Source organism: Aquirufa sp. 5-AUSEE-100C1 (genome assembly GCF_054558655.1).
Genome location: NZ_JBPXKO010000001.1, coordinates 827,720 through 844,365, shown reverse-complemented (window position 1 = coordinate 844,365; position 16,646 = coordinate 827,720). Strand labels below are relative to the sequence as shown.

Sequence of the window (16,646 nt, the reverse complement as noted above, 5' to 3'; positions counted from 1 at the left end):
TCAATTGAAGATGCGAAATTAACGATTCGCAATGAACATGCGGCAAAAATACGGATTATTCCTTTTTTTCTTTTTCCTGCTTCCCAGCTGTTTGCTCGCGCAAAGCCAGTTGGAGGTCATCCGTGCCGATAGCCTTAATGGAATCCAGCAAGAGTTAATCATGCGTAAAACCTTAATGGGGCATGTCTTTTTGCGCCAGGGAACCACAACCCTTGCTTGTGATCAGGCGGTTTTAAACAGCACGACGAATAACGTGGAAGCCTATGGACATGTGAAAATCATTCAGGCAGACACGGTAACGATCACGGGTGATACTGCGATCTATATGGGGGATAGTCGGAAGGCTTATATTTCCGGCAAAGTCAAATTAGATGATCATACCATTGTTTTGTCGACGAGCAAATTGGATTACGATTTGAATTCGAGAATGGCTATTTATCATTCAGGGGCCAAGATTGTCGATAAGAAATCGACGTTGTCAAGTAAAGAAGGTTTTTACAATACGGTTACTAAAAACTTTTTATTCAAGGAAAAAGTGCGTGTACTGGATAAAGAGGGGGGGCGCTTGCAAGCGGATTCGCTCAAGTATAATACAGCCTCTAAAGAGGCATTTTTCATCTGTCCCACGGAAATTATTACGAAAAAAGACACGGTGCTTACCTCGGCAGGTTTTTACAATACACAAACGAAGGTGTCTAATTTTACGGGTCGGTCAACGGCCAAAACGGACGAGTATATTCTTTCTGCAGATACGCTATTTTATGACAGTCCCACGCAAATTGGCGTTGCTCGCGGACGTGTCGAATTTTTGAGTCAAAAGCAAAAGGTCATTTTAAGCGGAGATCATGGTCGCTATGCCGGAAAGACGGGAATTACGCGTGTCTATGGGCATGCCCTCATGCGGAATATCGGAGAAAAGGATACGCTGTATTTAACGGCAGATACCTTGGTTTCCGTGCAAAATAAAGTGGACTCAACACGAAAGCTCTTTGCCTATCACAAGGTGTTGATTTACAAATCCGACTTTTCGGGGAAATGCGATTCCTTGGGCTATGATACCCGCGATTCGGTCATTCATTTTTATCAAAAGCCAATTCTTTGGACGAATGAGTCTCAGTTGCAAGCAGATTCGATTTCGATGTATATGACGAATCAAAAGATGCGCGAAATGCGCTTGAGGGGACATTCTTTTGTGATTTCGAAGGATTCTGTTGAGCATTATAATCAAATTAAAGGCCGGAAAATGTGGGTCTTTTTTGCCGATGATTCTCGATTAAAAAAGGTTCAAGTGGATGGAAACGGGGAAAGTGTCTATTATGTCGTCGATGATAAAAAAGTAACCACCGGATTGAATCGCGTGGAATGCAGTCGGATGAATATTTTCTTCCTAGAAAATAAAGTCAATAAAATTTCGTTTATCACGAAACCGGAAGCCAAATTTGTTCCGCCCAAGGAATGGAAGGAAGAACTTGAGTTTCTCGATGGATTTAACTGGAGGACCAAAGAAAAAATAATCTTACCCATGCTTATGGAAAGAGTTAATGTCGCTCCCACTGTTAAAAAACCTTAAAATTGGCCTTTTTGTCACGAATTTAGGCCGTTTTGCCGATTGCCCAATACCATCTTTGCGCAAAAGAATTACCTTTGGGTATTCGACAAAATTATGATTCGATTTGTATCTCATTTATTGTTTATAGTGCTCTTGGGAGGAATTATTTTTCCAAGTTATCTATTGGCACAAACCGAATCGAAGTCGAAATCCCGCATCCTTGTTCAAAAGACTCCTCAGAAAGCGAACCTACCTATTCTTTTATCCAAACGTGTTTTTCGGGTAGATCCGTCCTTACATGCGAACCTTGACTTAAAGCAAAATTCCTATTTAAGTCAATGGATGAAATCGAATTATGCGAAGACAGCGAGCACATCAACGACAGCACCTTCTGTTGAGCGTAGATTGCTTGAGGAAAATACCAATTCCGACAAGTACCTTTTTTATAACGATCGCATTCAAGTATCTCATTTTTATCCTAACCCAGCTACTGATTTTGTAGATATCGATTATCAGGTTTCTGGAAATCAGGACCTTCGGATCGTTTTCTACAATGTGCTCGGAGAGCAAGTGAAAGAGATATCCTTAGATCGTGACCAACGAAGCATTCGGGTTTCCATGCGCGATTTTTCGAATGGAATGTATTTGTATCAATTACTGATCGATGGCCGTTCTGTTTCTACTAAAAAATTAATCGTTCGTAAAGGGGTATAAAAAAACCTGGATGTTTGGCACCCAGGTTTAATGATTATTCGAACCCAATCGTTCTTTTGTAGAGACGCGATACTTCGCGTCTATTTTATTTTTTGAGACGCGAGGTGTCGCGTCTCTATATTTTTGGTTAAGACGCGAGGTGTCGCGTCTCTATATTTTTGGTTAAGACGCGAGGTGTCGCGTCTCTATATTTTTGGTTAAGACGCGAGGTGTCGCGTCTCTACATTTTTTTTTAAGACGCGAGGTGTTGCGCCAGTACATTATTGATTCGCAATCGTGCGTTTGATGAACGCGGTCAAATCCGCACCGGTCAATAAATTCTGAGACAACAATGCCAAATCCGAAATTTGCTTCGCTAAGGCTTTTTGTTCCTCTTCTGATGTCAAACTTGCGAGTTTATTGATTAGGGGATGGTTCGCATTGACGGTGATGTTATAGGTCGTCGGCATCGAGCCAAACATGCCCATTCCTCCACCATTCTTCGCCATCTCACTCATGCGGCGCATAAATTCATTCTGCGTCACGATTGCCGGTAATTCATCGGGTGACATGGCCTCTACGGCTACGACCTTTTGTTTGTCATTCAAGGTTTCCTCGAAAACCTTTTTGACACTTTCTTTTTGTTCATCACTCAAGACCGCTTCTAAATTAATCCCTGTATCAATTAATTTATCGATGCGATCCGCATCCACGCGCTTCCATTGGGTTTTTTCCAATTTCGCTTCCATCGCTTGGATGAAGTGACTGTCAATTAATGAATCCAGTCGCAAGACTGAATATCCTTTTTGTTGGGCGGATTGAATAAAGGCATCTTGTTGCTGCTCATCGGTGGTATACAAATAAACTTTGTTGCCATCTTTATCCGTTTGAGCGGCTTGAACCTCTTCAGCATATTCATCTAACGTGAAATACTTTCCGTTGGTATCTTGTACCAAACAAAAATCTTTGGCACGTTCCATGAATTTCTCATCGGAGATCATTCCATATTTGATGAACAAACCGATATTCGCAAATTTCTCTTCAAAGGCCGGACGATCTGCTTTGTATAATTCAGCGAGTTTATCAGCCACTTTTTTCGTGATGTAGCTGTTGATCTTTTTGACATTCGAATCTGCCTGAAGGAAAGAACGAGACACATTCAATGGAATATCTGGCGAATCGATGACACCATGTAAAAGCATCAAGAATTCGGGTACAATGTCTTTGACTTCGTCGGTGATGAATACCTGCCGACTGTACAACTGAATTTTTTCACGTTGCAACTGCATTTCGTTCTTGACTTTCGGGAAGTATAAAATACCGGTTAAGTTGAACGGGTAGTCCACATTCAAGTGAATCCAGAACAAGGGCTTTTCTTGCATGGGATACAATTCGTCGTAGAATTGTAGGTAATCATCATCGGTTAAATCCGATGGGGATTTCGTCCAAATCGGATTGGGGTTGTTGATGATTTTTTCCTGGAATTCAATAGGCATGGGCAAGAATTTGCCATATTTCTCCAAGATGGATTTCAAACGGTATTCCTCCAAGAATTCTTCTGAATCTTCCGCGATGTGTAGAATGATGTCGGTTCCACGCGTTTCTTTTTCCGCAGAACTGATCGAATATTCCGTCGATCCGTCACAAATCCAGCGGGCTGCTTCCGCACCCTCTTGGTAGGATTTAGAGATGATTTCTACTTCTTTGGAAACCATAAAAGCAGAATAAAATCCCAAGCCAAAATGACCGATAATGCCTTTGTCTTCGCCCTGATCTTTGTATTTCTCAACGAACTCAGTGGCTCCCGAGAACGCGATTTGGTTGATGTATTTTTTAATTTCTTCGGCCGTCATACCAATTCCATTATCCGAAATGGTGATGGTCTTTTTGTCTTTGTCGAAACTTACTTGCACTTTCAATTCACCCAATTCGCCATTGAATTCGCCAATCGAACTCAAGCGTTTAATTTTTTGGGTGGCGTCTACCGCATTGGATACCAACTCACGAAGGAAAATCTCGTGGTCCGAATAGAGAAATTTTTTGATAATCGGAAAAATGTTCTCAGTGTGAATGGAGATGTTACCTGTTTCTTTCATGTTTAATTGAGATTAAAAATCATAAATTTGGAATCCGATCATTCAAATATTAGTCCAAAACCGTCCGGAATGTCATATTGTCAGTTTATCACATGCGAAAAATAATCCTTTTTCTACTTTGGAGTCTTCCCATTCTTGCGCAGCAGGAATCGCTTCGCATGATGTATCCATTTTTGCCGATGGGTATTAATCCGGCATTGGCAGGGCAGAAAGGGGTGGCTTCCATCACAGGGATTTACCGGAAGAAGCCGCTGTTTCAGCCAGGTTTGAGTACGACGGCCTCATCGCAGCAATACTTTAGTTTTGATATGCCCGTTTCTCAGGAAAAAGGAGGGATTGGTTTTTTGGCTTATAACACGGATCAATCCTATGCCTTGCCGACGGGAGGAATTTCGGCCAATTTGGGAATAGCAGCCGTAGGCGCTAAAGCCTTTGAATGGGGAAGGGGTCATCGATTGAGGCTGGGAGCTCAAGTGGGTCTAAGTCAGTACCCCATCATCGGTAAAAGTGGAAGCAGTGTTTTTGGGATACATTATGGGTATGGTTTTATCTATGAAAAAGGAGATTTTTACGTGGGTCTCAGTGCTCCTGCTAATTCCTTTGAGTCGAGTTATGGATCTTTGAAGCCTCCTAAATACCTCCTGCTAAACTATTTATTTCACATTGATCAAAATGCATTGAAGCTCGGAACTGTGATTCGCCAAATTGACAAGGACGTGGCAATTGATTATTCTGCTGTATTCTGGTTAAAGGAAAAAGTAGGTGTAGGTGTCTGGTATCAAGCAACCGGTTCTGAGCTGGGATCGAAAGCACTGATTGGAAGTGTCGAGGCCGCTTTAGGTAAGAATTTCCGTGTCGGTTACGGCTATGACCTATTAGGTGAATCGACAAGCTATTATCCCAGCGGTTTTGGGTCGACGAGCACGACGGAGCGTGCGGGTTTTCATCAATTATTCATACGTTATGAAGTTGATTTGGGGAATGGGAAGATCGCGCAATTTCGACCTTAGGTAATTCCTGTATTTTTTTGATTTTGAAGGGATATAATTGGAATAAATAAAGATTTTTTTGTGCGCTGAATAAATAGGATTTTTTCCAAAGAAATTTGTGCTCTTATATGGTATAAAATCCGCCAAATTGTTGGGTTTTATTGCTGAGAGTGTATTAAATTGCGAGGATTTTTTTTGCAAGTAGTATTATTACCTAAACCAAAACAATAACGTTTGAAACTTTTCTAGTTGATCGCTAGAATTTTACATTATGGATCCATTTTCCTACGTTGCCAATGCAGATACACAAGTCATCGCCGACTTGTATGAAGCGTACAAACAAGACCCCAATTCCGTAGATAGCTCTTGGAGAGATTTCTTCAAGGGATTTGATTTTTCACAAACCTGGTTAGAGGGTGCTCCCGTGGGTGCCGGTTCAGCTGATTCCTCCCATGTTCAGAAGGAAATGGCTGTGATTTCATTAATCAAAGCATTTCGTTCTCGTGGACATTTGTTGTCGAAAACTAACCCAGTTCGTGAGCGCAAAGATCGTCAGCCTCGTTTAGGCTTAACAGATTATGCCTTATCGGATGCCGATTTAGGTACGGTATTCCAAGCTGGAGTTTTCTTGGGTATTGGACCAGCAACTTTACGTCAAATTCAGGATGCCTTGCATAAAATCTATGCCGGAACAATTGGATTTGAGTATTCGTATATTCGGGAGGTTACGACCAAAGAATGGTTGCGTAATAAAATTGAAAAAGAAGCTTTGGCATTCAATCCTTCGATTGAAAAGAAAAAGCATATCCTTCAGAAATTAAACGAGGCAGTTGTTTTCGAGAATTTCTTAGGGACAAAATATTTAGGTCAAAAGCGTTTCGGTCTTGAAGGTGGTGAGTCGACCATCGCGGGATTGGATGCGATTATTAACACATCAGCTGATTTAGGTGTGAAGGAAGCCATGATTGGTATGGCACACCGGGGTCGTTTGAATGTATTGGCCAACATCATGCACAAGTCTTACGAAGCAATCTTCGATGGTTTCGAAGGAAATGTGCCGGATGAAATACATGGGGATGGTGACGTGAAATATCACTTAGGCTATTCTTCGAAACACGTTTCACCGAACGGAAGTGAAATTTCCTTGAAATTAGCTCCCAATCCATCGCACTTAGAGGCGGTAAATCCGTTGGTGGAAGGTTTTTGTCGGGCAACCGCAGATGCGCACTACGCAGGTGATTCCTCGAAGGTATTGCCTATTTTAATTCATGGAGATGCCGCTGTCGCAGGACAAGGTATCGTTTATGAAGTTACGCAAATGGCGAAGTTAAAGGGTTACTCGACCGGAGGAACGATCCACTTTGTCATTAATAACCAAGTTGGTTTTACGACCGATTTCGAGGATGCGCGTTCGGCGATTTATTGTACTGATGTTGCAAAGATTATCGATGCGCCCGTATTCCACGTGAATGGAGATGATCCAGAAGCGGTAGTATTCGTATCTCGTATCGCGGCAGAGTTCCGCCAGGAATTTGGTCGGGATGTGTTTGTTGATATGGTTTGCTACCGTCGGAATGGCCACAACGAGTCGGATGAGCCACGTTTTACGCAGCCGACACTTTATGCAAACATTACCAATCACCCCAACCCGCGCGAAATCTACACGCAAAAGTTAATCAAGCAGGGAGAAATCGAAGCGAAATTGGCCGAGCAAATGGATGCGGAATTCAAGGCGGAATTGCAAGCTCGTTTGGATTTGGTGAAGCAAAAAGTTCGTCCTCCGTATATCCCATTGAAATTGGATAATGCGTGGTCGGAGCTTCGTTATTCCAACGAGAAAGATTTCGACAAGTCGCCAAAGACTGCTATTTCTCAGGCAGTAGTAGACCAAGTAGCGAAAGCGATTACGACACTTCCAAAAGGTTTCGTGGCCTTGAAGCAAATTGAAAAGGTGATTGCTGACCGTAAGGTATATTTTGAAAAAGGCGAATTAAACTGGGCTACCGCTGAGTTATTGGCTTATGGTTCCTTATTAGTGGAAGGCAAAGCCGTTCGTTTATCGGGACAGGACGTGCAACGTGGTACGTTCTCACACCGTCATGCGGTATTGCACGAAGCAAATACAAACGAAAATTACAGTTCATTAAATCATATTTCAGATAAGCAGGAGCAAGCTCAGATTTACAATTCCTTGTTGTCGGAATACGGCGTTTTGGGTTATGAATTTGGTTATGCCTTAGCGAATCCGAATGCCTTAGTGATTTGGGAAGCACAATTTGGTGATTTTGCCAATGGTGCACAGACCATGATCGACCAGTTTGTTTCATCACACGAATCGAAGTGGGGGACACAAAATGGCTTGGTGATGTTATTGCCACACGGTTATGAGGGACAAGGTCCGGAGCACTCGAATGCGCGTCCGGAGCGTTTCTTGCAGTTGGCCGCGGAGAATAATATGGTGATTGCCAACTTGACAACACCTGCTAATATTTTCCATGCATTGCGTCGTCAGTTGACTTGGGAATTCCGTAAGCCACTCGTTGTGATGTCACCGAAGTCGATCTTCCGTCACCCCAAAGTGGTTTCGAAATTAGACGCCTTTACAAAGGGTTCATTTCAGGAGGTTATTGGGGATGATTATGCGGATAAGGCGAAAGTGAAACGCGTATTGATTTGTTCAGGGAAAGTATATTTTGATTTGTTGGATCGTCAGGAGAAGGATAAGCGCAAGGACGTGGCGATTATTCGTTTGGAGCAATTGCATCCATTCCCAACCAAACAGGTGGAAGCTGAATTGGCGAAATACAAATCAGCCGAGATTTTCTACGTGCAAGAAGAGCCGGAAAACATGGGCTATTGGTCATATGTGATTCGTGAGTTCGGATGGGCACGTTTCAGTAAATTAGTAGCACGTAAGAAATCGGCTTCACCGGCGACAGGATTCTTAAAGGTGCATGGCGAGGAGCAGGCAGCATTGATAAACAGAGCATTTGAATAATCGAATATTATGGCTATAGAAATGAAAGTGCCCGCGGTGGGCGAGTCGATCACGGAAGTAACGGTTGCTACTTGGAACAAGAAAGAAGGCGATCACGTGAAATTGGATGAGGTTTTATGCGAACTCGAGTCGGATAAAGCAACATTTGAATTGCCAGCTGAGGCTGAAGGTATTTTGCACATTGTGGCAAAAGAAGGTGATGTCTTGCCGATTGGTGCAGTCATTTGCACGATTGACGCGGGCGGTGCGTCGGCATCCGTTACCGTGGCAGATGCCGCTCCGGCAGCTACTCCAGCAACAGCAGCAGCTCCGGCACCGGCAGCTGGACCAACGTCCGTATTGGAGGTTAAGGTTCCTGCGGTAGGTGAGTCTATCTCGGAAGTGACGGTATCTGTTTGGAATAAGAAAACAGGAGATGTTGTTTCCTTGGATGAGGTTCTTTGTGAATTAGAATCCGATAAAGCAACGTTTGAATTGCCTGCCGAATCTGCAGGTGTCTTGGAAGTGATTGCGCAACCAGGTTCTGTTGTGCCGATTGGAGGTTTGTTGGCCAAAATCACCGTAGGTGGTTCGGTGGCGGCAGTGCCTGCGGCAGCTCCTGCACCGACAGCGGCTCCAACAGCAGCACCAGCAGCGGATGCTAATTATGCGGCGGGTCATCCTTCTCCAGCGGCAGCAAAAATATTAGATGAAAAAGGAATCGCGGCAGCCTCGGTTGCGGGTTCAGGCGTAGGTGGCCGTATCACGAAGGAAGATGCGTTGGCTGCTTCGAAACCAGCTGCAGCACCTGCGGCATCAGCTCCGGCGGCCGCTCCAGCAGCCGCACAAGGAGGTACACGTCGTGAGAAGATGAGTTCATTGCGTAAGACAGTGGCACGTCGTTTAGTGGCGGTGAAAAATGAGACTGCGATGTTGACGACCTTTAATGAGGTTGACATGAAGCCGGTGATGGATTTACGTGGTAAGTACAAAGATAAGTTTAAGGAGAAGCATGGCGTGGGCTTAGGCTTTATGTCCTTCTTTACGAAAGCGGTTTGTGTTGCTTTGAAAGAATTCCCGTCGGTGAATGCAAAGATTGATGGAGACGAAATCGTATTCCATGATTATTGCGATATTTCGATTGCGGTTTCTGCACCAAAAGGCTTGGTGGTACCTGTGATTCGCTCAGCTGAGAATTTATCATTGGCCGGAATTGAATCGGAAGTAGTTCGTTTAGCAGGAAGAGCTCGTGAGAATAAATTGAGTTTGGAAGAGATGAGTGGCGGAACATTTACGATCACCAACGGTGGGGTATTTGGTTCAATGCTTTCAACACCGATTATCAATGCACCTCAGGTTGCGATTCTAGGTATGCACAATATCGTAGAGCGTCCTGTGGTTGTGGATGGTCAAATTGTTGTACGTCCAATCATGTATTTGGCCTTATCGTATGATCACCGCATCATTGATGGCCGTGAGTCGGTAAGTTTCTTAGTTCGCATCAAGCAGCTATTAGAGGATCCAGCTCGTTTATTATTAGACATTTAATTAACAGAATAGGCCTTGCGGGGCCTATTCGCTTTCAATCGCCTTATGCAAGAATTTGATGTTGTCGTAATTGGTTCGGGTCCTGGAGGATATGTTTCGGCTATCCGTTCGGCTCAATTGGGTTTCAAAGTAGCCATCGTGGAGAAATATGCCGTGATGGGTGGAACATGTTTGAATGTGGGATGTATTCCTTCCAAAGCGTTGTTGGACTCTTCGGAGCATTTTCACAATGCGGTGCATAGTTTCCAAGAACATGGTATTGATATCGCTAAGCCCAAAGTAAATTTGGAACAAATGATCAAGCGTAAAGCGGGGGTTGTTTCAAATTTAAATGCGGGAATCGCGTATTTGATGAAGAAAAACAAGATCACGACCTTTCATGGTTTAGGTTCGTTTGATTCTGCCAAAACGGTGAAGATTACGAAGGAAGATGGTTCTTCGGAGGTGATTTCAGGTAAGAATATTGTCATCGCGACGGGATCTAAACCGACAGTTCTTCCGTTCATTCCTGTCGATAAAGAGCGTATCATTACCTCGACGGAGGCCTTGAAGATGAAGGAAGTTCCGAAGCATTTGATCGTGATTGGTGCGGGGGTAATCGGAGCAGAATTGGGATCGGTGTATGCGCGTCTAGGTTCGAAAGTATCGTTTGTGGAATTTGCGGATAGCATGATCCCAACGATGGATAAGACGATGGGCAAGGAATTGCAAAAGTGCATTGCCAAATTAGGCGCTGATTTTTACTTGTCACACAAGGTGACGGGTGCATCTGTGAAAGGCAAAGAAGTGACAGTTAAAGCACAGGATGCCTCAGGTAAAGACGTTGAGATTAAAGGCGATTATTGCTTGGTGTGTATTGGTCGTCGACCATACACCGATGGCTTGAACTTGGCCGCAGCTGGTCTGACTGCCGATGAACGCGGTCGGATCGCAGTTGATGAGCATACGCTACAAACGTCAGTTCCGGGCATTTATGCGATTGGTGACGTGGTTCGTGGAGCGATGTTGGCACACAAAGCGGAAGAAGAAGGAACATTAGTGGCTGAAGTAATTGCGGGTCAAAAGCCGCATATCAATTATAATTTGATTCCGGGTGTTGTTTATACCTGGCCAGAGGTTGCTTCGGTAGGTAAGACGGAGCAAGAATTGAAGGCTGCCGGTATTGCTTACAAGGAAGGTTCATTCCCGTTCAAGGCCTTGGGTCGTGCGATTGCATCGACCGATGTGGATGGAGTGGCGAAGGTTTTAGCCGATGCGACGACGGATGAGATTTTGGGAGTTCATATCATCGGTGCCCGTGCGGCGGATATGATTGCGGAAGCAGTCGTGGCGATGGAATACCGTGCGTCTGCCGAAGATGTGGCGCGTATGTCACATGCGCACCCGACGTACACAGAAGCGATGAAAGAGGCTTGTTTGGCGGCGACGGCGAAACGGTCGATACACAGTTAAAAACTAAGAACGAAGAGTTAACGTTTAAGAAGTATTTTGAATATAGATAGTGCTCGCTGATGCGGGCACTATTTTTTGTTTTGTAGAGACGCGATACTTCGCGTCTTTTTTGTAAGGGGGGGGGAAGACGCGAGGTATCGCGTCTCTACAGAGTTCCTTGACCACTTAACTCTTAACTCTTAGCTCTTAATTCTATTCTACCTTTAACGCCTCCAAATCAATCGTCTTCGCCCGTGTATAGAATCGCCACGAAAGAAGTATCGATGAACAAACCAAACTGGCTGTTAATCCCATCCAGATTCCGATGGCACCTAAGTTTAAGTTGAATCCGAGGAAATAAGATACCGGAATTCCAACGCCCCAATAGGAGATGACCGTTATGGCTGTCGGAAGTTTATAATCTTGTAATCCACGCAATAGCCCCAAGGAAACGGCTTGAATCCCATCAAATAACTGGAATATCGCGCCCCAAACCACCAGGGTCACGGCTATTGCGATAACGGGTACTTCTTGCGTGTATCCACGAACTAAATATTCCCGACCAAAGAAAAAGACCAATGCGCAAATTCCCATGAATAGAATAGACAAGAGAAGCGCCGCATGCCCGGAACGAACAATCTCATGTCGATTACGTTCACCGATCGCCGTTCCCACATTGATTCCTCCAGCTACCGCAATGCCCGTCGCCATCATGTAGGTGATGGATGCCATGTTAATCGCTACGATATGTGCCGCCTGTGCCGTCACTGAAATCCAGCCCATCATCACCACGGCCATGCCAAAGGTCGCAATCTCAAAGAATCCCTGCATACCCGAAGGAATTCCGATGCGCAAAATGTTTTTCTCCAAGACATTCTTTTCAACATGGACATGTCCTTTTTGTAAATAAGGCTTAAACTCATCCCGGGTAAAGACATAGATGGCTAACGTCCCCGCCATAAATAACCTCGACAAGAGCGTCGAAATTCCTGAGCCAAATAAACCTAAAGCAGGGAAACCCCATAAGCCATTGATTAAGATATGGTTACCGCATACATTCAACAATAGGGCAATGATGGTGATGGTCATACCCACCGTGGTCCGCTGGAGCCCATCCATGAAACTTTTCAAGGCGATAAACCAGAATATGGGCAAAACCGAAAGGGAAATCAAACTTAAGAAGGGAAGGGTCAAAGCCTTATTGGCCTGGGTTTGTCCGAATAAATCATAATTCAAGCCGACAATCCCCGTGATCAGAATCGTCACGACTCCTAATAGCGTAGCCACACGCAAATTGGCTCGCAAAAGGTTTCCACATTCCGTCTTGTCGCCTTCCGCGACGGCCTTGGAAATCATGGGTGATACAATTTGAATGCAGATAATGCCTACGATTGCGATGGTAAAAAAGATGGAACCCGCCATGCCCGAAGCACCGAGGCTTTCCGCGGCGCCGGTCGACATTTGGCCTACCTGAATCGTATCGGCTAACCCCATCAACATAACGCCCAATTCGCCCACCACGATGGGTAAGGCCAATTGGACCGTCTGTTTAATCTTGGAAAATAATGACATCTTAAATACGTACGATTTCGGCACCGATCGCGTTTAAGCGCGTATCGATGTTTTGGTATCCACGGTCGATCTGCTCAATGTTGTCGATGATGGATGTACCATTCGCCGACATCGCCGCGATCAACAAGGAAACTCCCGCACGAATATCGGGTGAGGACATGCGAATGCCTTTCAAGGTTTGCTTACGATCAAAACCAACCACCGTGGCACGGTGTGGATCACATAAAATGATTTGTGCACCCATTTCGATCAAACGATCTACGAAGAATAAACGGGATTCAAACATTTTTTGGTGAATCAATACCGTTCCTTTTGCTTGAATAGCCGTCACCAAGATGATCGATAACAAGTCAGGCGTAAATCCTGGCCATGGATGATCTGAAATGGTCAACATCGAGCCATCGATGAAGTTTTCCAATTCATAATGCTCTTGTGACGGAATGTAAATATCATCTCCACGGAATTCCATTTGAATACCCAATTTCTTGAATACATCCGGAATAATTCCTAACTGAGGGATTTGGCAGTTTTTAATCGTGATTTCCGACTGCGTCATCACGGCCATGCCAATGAATGAACCAATCTCAATCATATCAGGTAGCATTGTATGCTCCGTTCCGTGCAGTACTTCTACACCTTCAATAACAAGTAAGTTGGACCCAATGCCTGAGATTTTCGCTCCCATGCGGTTCAACATCTTACTCAATTGCTGCAAATAAGGTTCACAAGCCGCATTGTAAATGGTTGTTGTCCCTTTTGCCAAAACCGCTGCCATCAAGATATTAGCCGTTCCCGTTACAGATGCCTCATCCAATAACATGTAGGCACCTTGCAATTGCGAAGCATCTACCTCATAAATTCCACCATCTTCCGCAGAGTAATTGAATTTGGCACCTAACTTCATAAACCCAAAGAAGTGGGTATCTAAACGACGACGACCAATCTTGTCACCTCCCGGTGAAGGAATACGCCCCTTCTTAAAACGAGCCAAGGTTGGTCCTAATAACATCACTGAACCGCGAAGTGCAGCTGCTTTTTTCTTATAGGTTTCAGATTCCAAGTAATCGATGTTTACTTGAGAGGCATCAAACTCAATACTCGTCTCGGATAAACGACGCATGCTTACGCCCATATCGCCCAACAAATCGATGAGTTGGTTGACATCACGGATATTCGGAATGTTGTGAATCGTGACAGGTTCAGCTGTCAGAACCACCGCACACAAAATTTGTAATGCTTCGTTTTTTGCTCCTTGTGGAGTAATTTCTCCTTTCATCCGGCGGCCACCGGTAACCTTAAATGATGCCATAAATCTTACTTATTTTTACGGTAATTGTTATTACGATTGTTGTTGTTATTTCTGAAGTTTTTCCGGTAATTATTGTTCCGGTTATTGTTGTTATTGTTCGGGTATTCCGGAGCATTGTATGCGTTTCTTGCATTATTCGCCACTTTGGCATGACCTAAAGTCTCTTGCGATAACTCGTCTACGATGCTGCCTAATAGGTTCTCCGACATATCCTTAATGTTCTGCCAAATCACCGAATCATCCACCGAATCCTTGTTCCAGGTTACGTAAAATCCTTTCATCAAGCGGGCGATGTAGGCCACCAAGATTTTCTTATCCTCCACCTTTTCTTCCGCGATGGCACGAAGAATTAATAGCTCTACGTTCCGTCCATAATGCTTGAATTTCAAGTGATGCTGGTTGTAGGCCACTTTGCGGGGTGCTTTACCCACCGACTCCGGAGAGGGAGGCGGGTAGGGACCTTGTACGTCTAATTCGAAATTTGACATAATGTACAAGTCATCCCAAAGCTTTTTGGAATAATCTTGTGTATTGTCTTTCATGTTGGGATGAATTTGTTTCATCAAATCCACCATGATAAAGGCATATTTAGTCCGTTGTTCGCGGTCGGCGATGGTCATAATGTAATTGACCAATTTTTGTACACTCGATCCGTATTCTTTCATATTAATTGGATAATGTTAACCAAACCCAAAGGTGTGGCAAGGCAATCAGGCAGAAAACAAATACTGCCCAAATTGACATAATTAACACAGCTCCTGCTGCATAATCTTTCACTTGTTTCGCTAATGGGTGATGTTCCGGCGATACCAAATCGGTTAAGCGTTCCATCCCTGAATTGATCAACTCCGCCACCCAAACACAGGCAACGGCCAAGCTGATCCATATCCATTCCTCCGTGACAAAATCTAATTTCAAACCCACATAAATCACGAGGGCTGTTGCCGCTAGGTGTATTTTGGCATTGCGTTCCGACTTGATGAGATGAAAAATCCCGTCAATGGCATGCCCAATACTTTGATTTAGTTGTTTGAAAATCATTAAAATTCCGCTGATTTAGGGGTTCTTGGGAAAGGAATCACATCACGGATGTTACTCATACCCGTAACGAACAAGACTAAACGCTCAAATCCTAATCCAAAGCCTGCATGTGGCGCAGAACCGAATTTTCTTGTTTCTAAATACCACCAAATGGACTCTTCCTCGATGCCTACTTCTTTGGTACGCTGCAATAATTTTTCATAATCATCCTCACGCTGAGATCCGCCAATAATCTCTCCAATGCCCGGGAATAAAACATCCATCGCACGAACGGTCTTGCCATCCTCGTCAAGTTTCATATAGAAAGCCTTGATGTCTTTCGGGTAATTGGTCAAGATAACCGGCTTTTTGAAGTGCTTCTCTACTAACCAACGCTCGTGTTCCGATTGCAAGTCGATGCCCCACTCAACCGGATATTGGAATTTACCTTGTTTGTGGGTCTTGGATTGCAAAAGGATGTTGATTGCCTCTGTATACGTGATGCGCTCGAAATTATTTTCCGTGACAAAACGTAGTTTTTCGGTCAAGGTCAATTCCGATTGCTCTTCTTTTTTCTTGTTTTTCTCCTCGTCCAATAAACGCTTTTCCAAGAAGGCAATATCGTCTGCACAATGCTCTAAGGCATATTTAATGCAGTATTTGGTAAAGTCTTCCGCCAAATTCATGTTATCCTCTAATTCGTAGAAGGCAACCTCTGGTTCAATCATCCAGAACTCCGCCAAGTGACGTGTCGTGTTTGAATTCTCCGCACGGAAAGTAGGTCCAAATGTATACACCTTCGATAAGGCCATCGCACCCAATTCACCTTCCAGTTGGCCCGAAACCGTCAAATTCGTTTCCTTGCCAAAGAAATCTTCTTTGTAATCTACCTTGCCCTCGTCGGTCATGGGTGGATTTGTAGCCGGTAAAGTTGTTACACGGAACATCTCACCCGCACCTTCCGCATCAGAACCTGTGATGATCGGGGTGTGTAAATAGAAGAATTGGTTAGTATTGAAATAGGAGTGAACCGCAAATGCCAAGGCATGACGTACACGTAAAATAGCCGAGAATGTATTCGTCCGTGGACGTAAATGCGCGATTTCACGCAAGAACTCCAAGGAGTGTTTTTTCGGCTGTAATGGATATTTTTCCGGATCTGCGACCCCGTAAACTTCAATTGATTCAACTTGTAATTCCACGGATTGACCTTGTCCCTGAGAAGGAATCAAGGTTCCTTTCATGGCGATACAAGCTCCTGTGGTAACTAATTTTAATGTTTCCTCGGAAACAGCCCCATCGGATACGACACCTTGGATGTTGTGAATGGTTGAACCATCGTTCAAGGCAATGAAAGCGACATTGGCAGAAACACGTTTGGTGCGAACCCAACCTTTGATGACAAGGTTTTGATTAGACGGAGATAAGGAAAGGATTTCTTTAATTTGCATAAATGATTCTC

The 16,646-nt window shown here is 44.1% G+C and carries 12 protein-coding genes; 6 read left to right on the top strand and 6 right to left on the bottom strand.

The features are described 5' to 3' along the window. The first annotated feature begins 37 nt into the window (after positions 1–37). Positions 38–1,570, top strand: coding sequence for an OstA-like protein (locus ACMH5P_RS03740; RefSeq protein WP_459492971.1), 1,533 nt, complete (start codon positions 38–40; stop codon positions 1,568–1,570). Between the two features lie 93 nt (positions 1,571–1,663). After that, complete coding sequence (locus ACMH5P_RS03735) at positions 1,664–2,263, top strand: T9SS type A sorting domain-containing protein (RefSeq protein WP_459492970.1); 600 nt, start codon at positions 1,664–1,666, stop codon at positions 2,261–2,263. Positions 2,264–2,523: 260 nt separating this feature from the next. On the opposite strand, the gene htpG is transcribed toward ACMH5P_RS03735, so the two are convergent. After that, positions 2,524–4,338: a molecular chaperone HtpG gene (gene htpG, locus ACMH5P_RS03730; protein ID WP_459492969.1), complete on the bottom strand. Its 1,815-nt coding sequence runs from the start codon at positions 4,336–4,338 to the stop codon at positions 2,524–2,526. 92 nt (positions 4,339–4,430) lie between these two features. On the opposite strand from htpG, the gene ACMH5P_RS03725 reads away from it, so the two are divergent. The 4 genes from ACMH5P_RS03725 (at position 4,431) to lpdA (ending at position 11,304) form a co-directional block, all read left to right on the top strand. Beyond that, positions 4,431–5,348: a type IX secretion system membrane protein PorP/SprF gene (locus ACMH5P_RS03725; RefSeq protein WP_459492968.1), complete on the top strand. Its 918-nt coding sequence runs from the start codon at positions 4,431–4,433 to the stop codon at positions 5,346–5,348. Between the two features lie 250 nt (positions 5,349–5,598). After that, complete coding sequence (locus ACMH5P_RS03720) at positions 5,599–8,325, top strand: 2-oxoglutarate dehydrogenase E1 component (protein WP_459492967.1); 2,727 nt, start codon at positions 5,599–5,601, stop codon at positions 8,323–8,325. 9 nt (positions 8,326–8,334) lie between these two features. Next, the gene (gene odhB / locus ACMH5P_RS03715) at positions 8,335–9,852 is read left to right on the top strand and encodes a 2-oxoglutarate dehydrogenase complex dihydrolipoyllysine-residue succinyltransferase (RefSeq protein ID WP_459492966.1); all 1,518 of its coding nucleotides are present in this window, start codon (positions 8,335–8,337) and stop codon (positions 9,850–9,852) included. A gap of 45 nt (positions 9,853–9,897) precedes the next feature. Further along, positions 9,898–11,304 (top strand): dihydrolipoyl dehydrogenase, encoded by a 1,407-nt coding sequence (lpdA, locus tag ACMH5P_RS03710; RefSeq protein ID WP_459492965.1) that lies wholly within the window; start codon positions 9,898–9,900, stop codon positions 11,302–11,304. A gap of 192 nt (positions 11,305–11,496) precedes the next feature. Here the strand turns inward: lpdA and ACMH5P_RS03705 are convergent, their stop codons facing one another. Genes ACMH5P_RS03705 through asnS form a run of 5 tightly spaced genes read right to left on the bottom strand, consistent with a single transcriptional unit; the run spans position 11,497 to position 16,635 of the window. Then, a complete protein-coding gene (locus tag ACMH5P_RS03705; protein WP_459492964.1) occupies positions 11,497–12,855 on the bottom strand; it encodes an MATE family efflux transporter in 1,359 nt (452 codons plus the stop codon). Position 12,856: 1 nt separating this feature from the next. Then, positions 12,857–14,164, bottom strand: coding sequence for a UDP-N-acetylglucosamine 1-carboxyvinyltransferase (murA, locus tag ACMH5P_RS03700; RefSeq protein WP_459492963.1), 1,308 nt, complete (start codon positions 14,162–14,164; stop codon positions 12,857–12,859). A 5-nt stretch (positions 14,165–14,169) separates the two neighbouring features. Continuing rightward, a complete protein-coding gene (locus ACMH5P_RS03695) occupies positions 14,170–14,829 on the bottom strand; it encodes a DUF4290 domain-containing protein (protein ID WP_459492962.1) in 660 nt (219 codons plus the stop codon). Between the two features lies 1 nt (position 14,830). After that, entirely contained in the window at positions 14,831–15,205 is a 375-nt protein-coding gene (locus ACMH5P_RS03690) for a diacylglycerol kinase family protein (protein ID WP_459492961.1), read from the bottom strand. After that, positions 15,205–16,635: an asparagine--tRNA ligase gene (asnS, locus tag ACMH5P_RS03685; RefSeq protein ID WP_459492960.1), complete on the bottom strand. Its 1,431-nt coding sequence runs from the start codon at positions 16,633–16,635 to the stop codon at positions 15,205–15,207. The genes ACMH5P_RS03690 and asnS overlap by 1 nt, the downstream gene beginning before the upstream one ends. Positions 16,636–16,646: the final 11 nt, after the last annotated feature.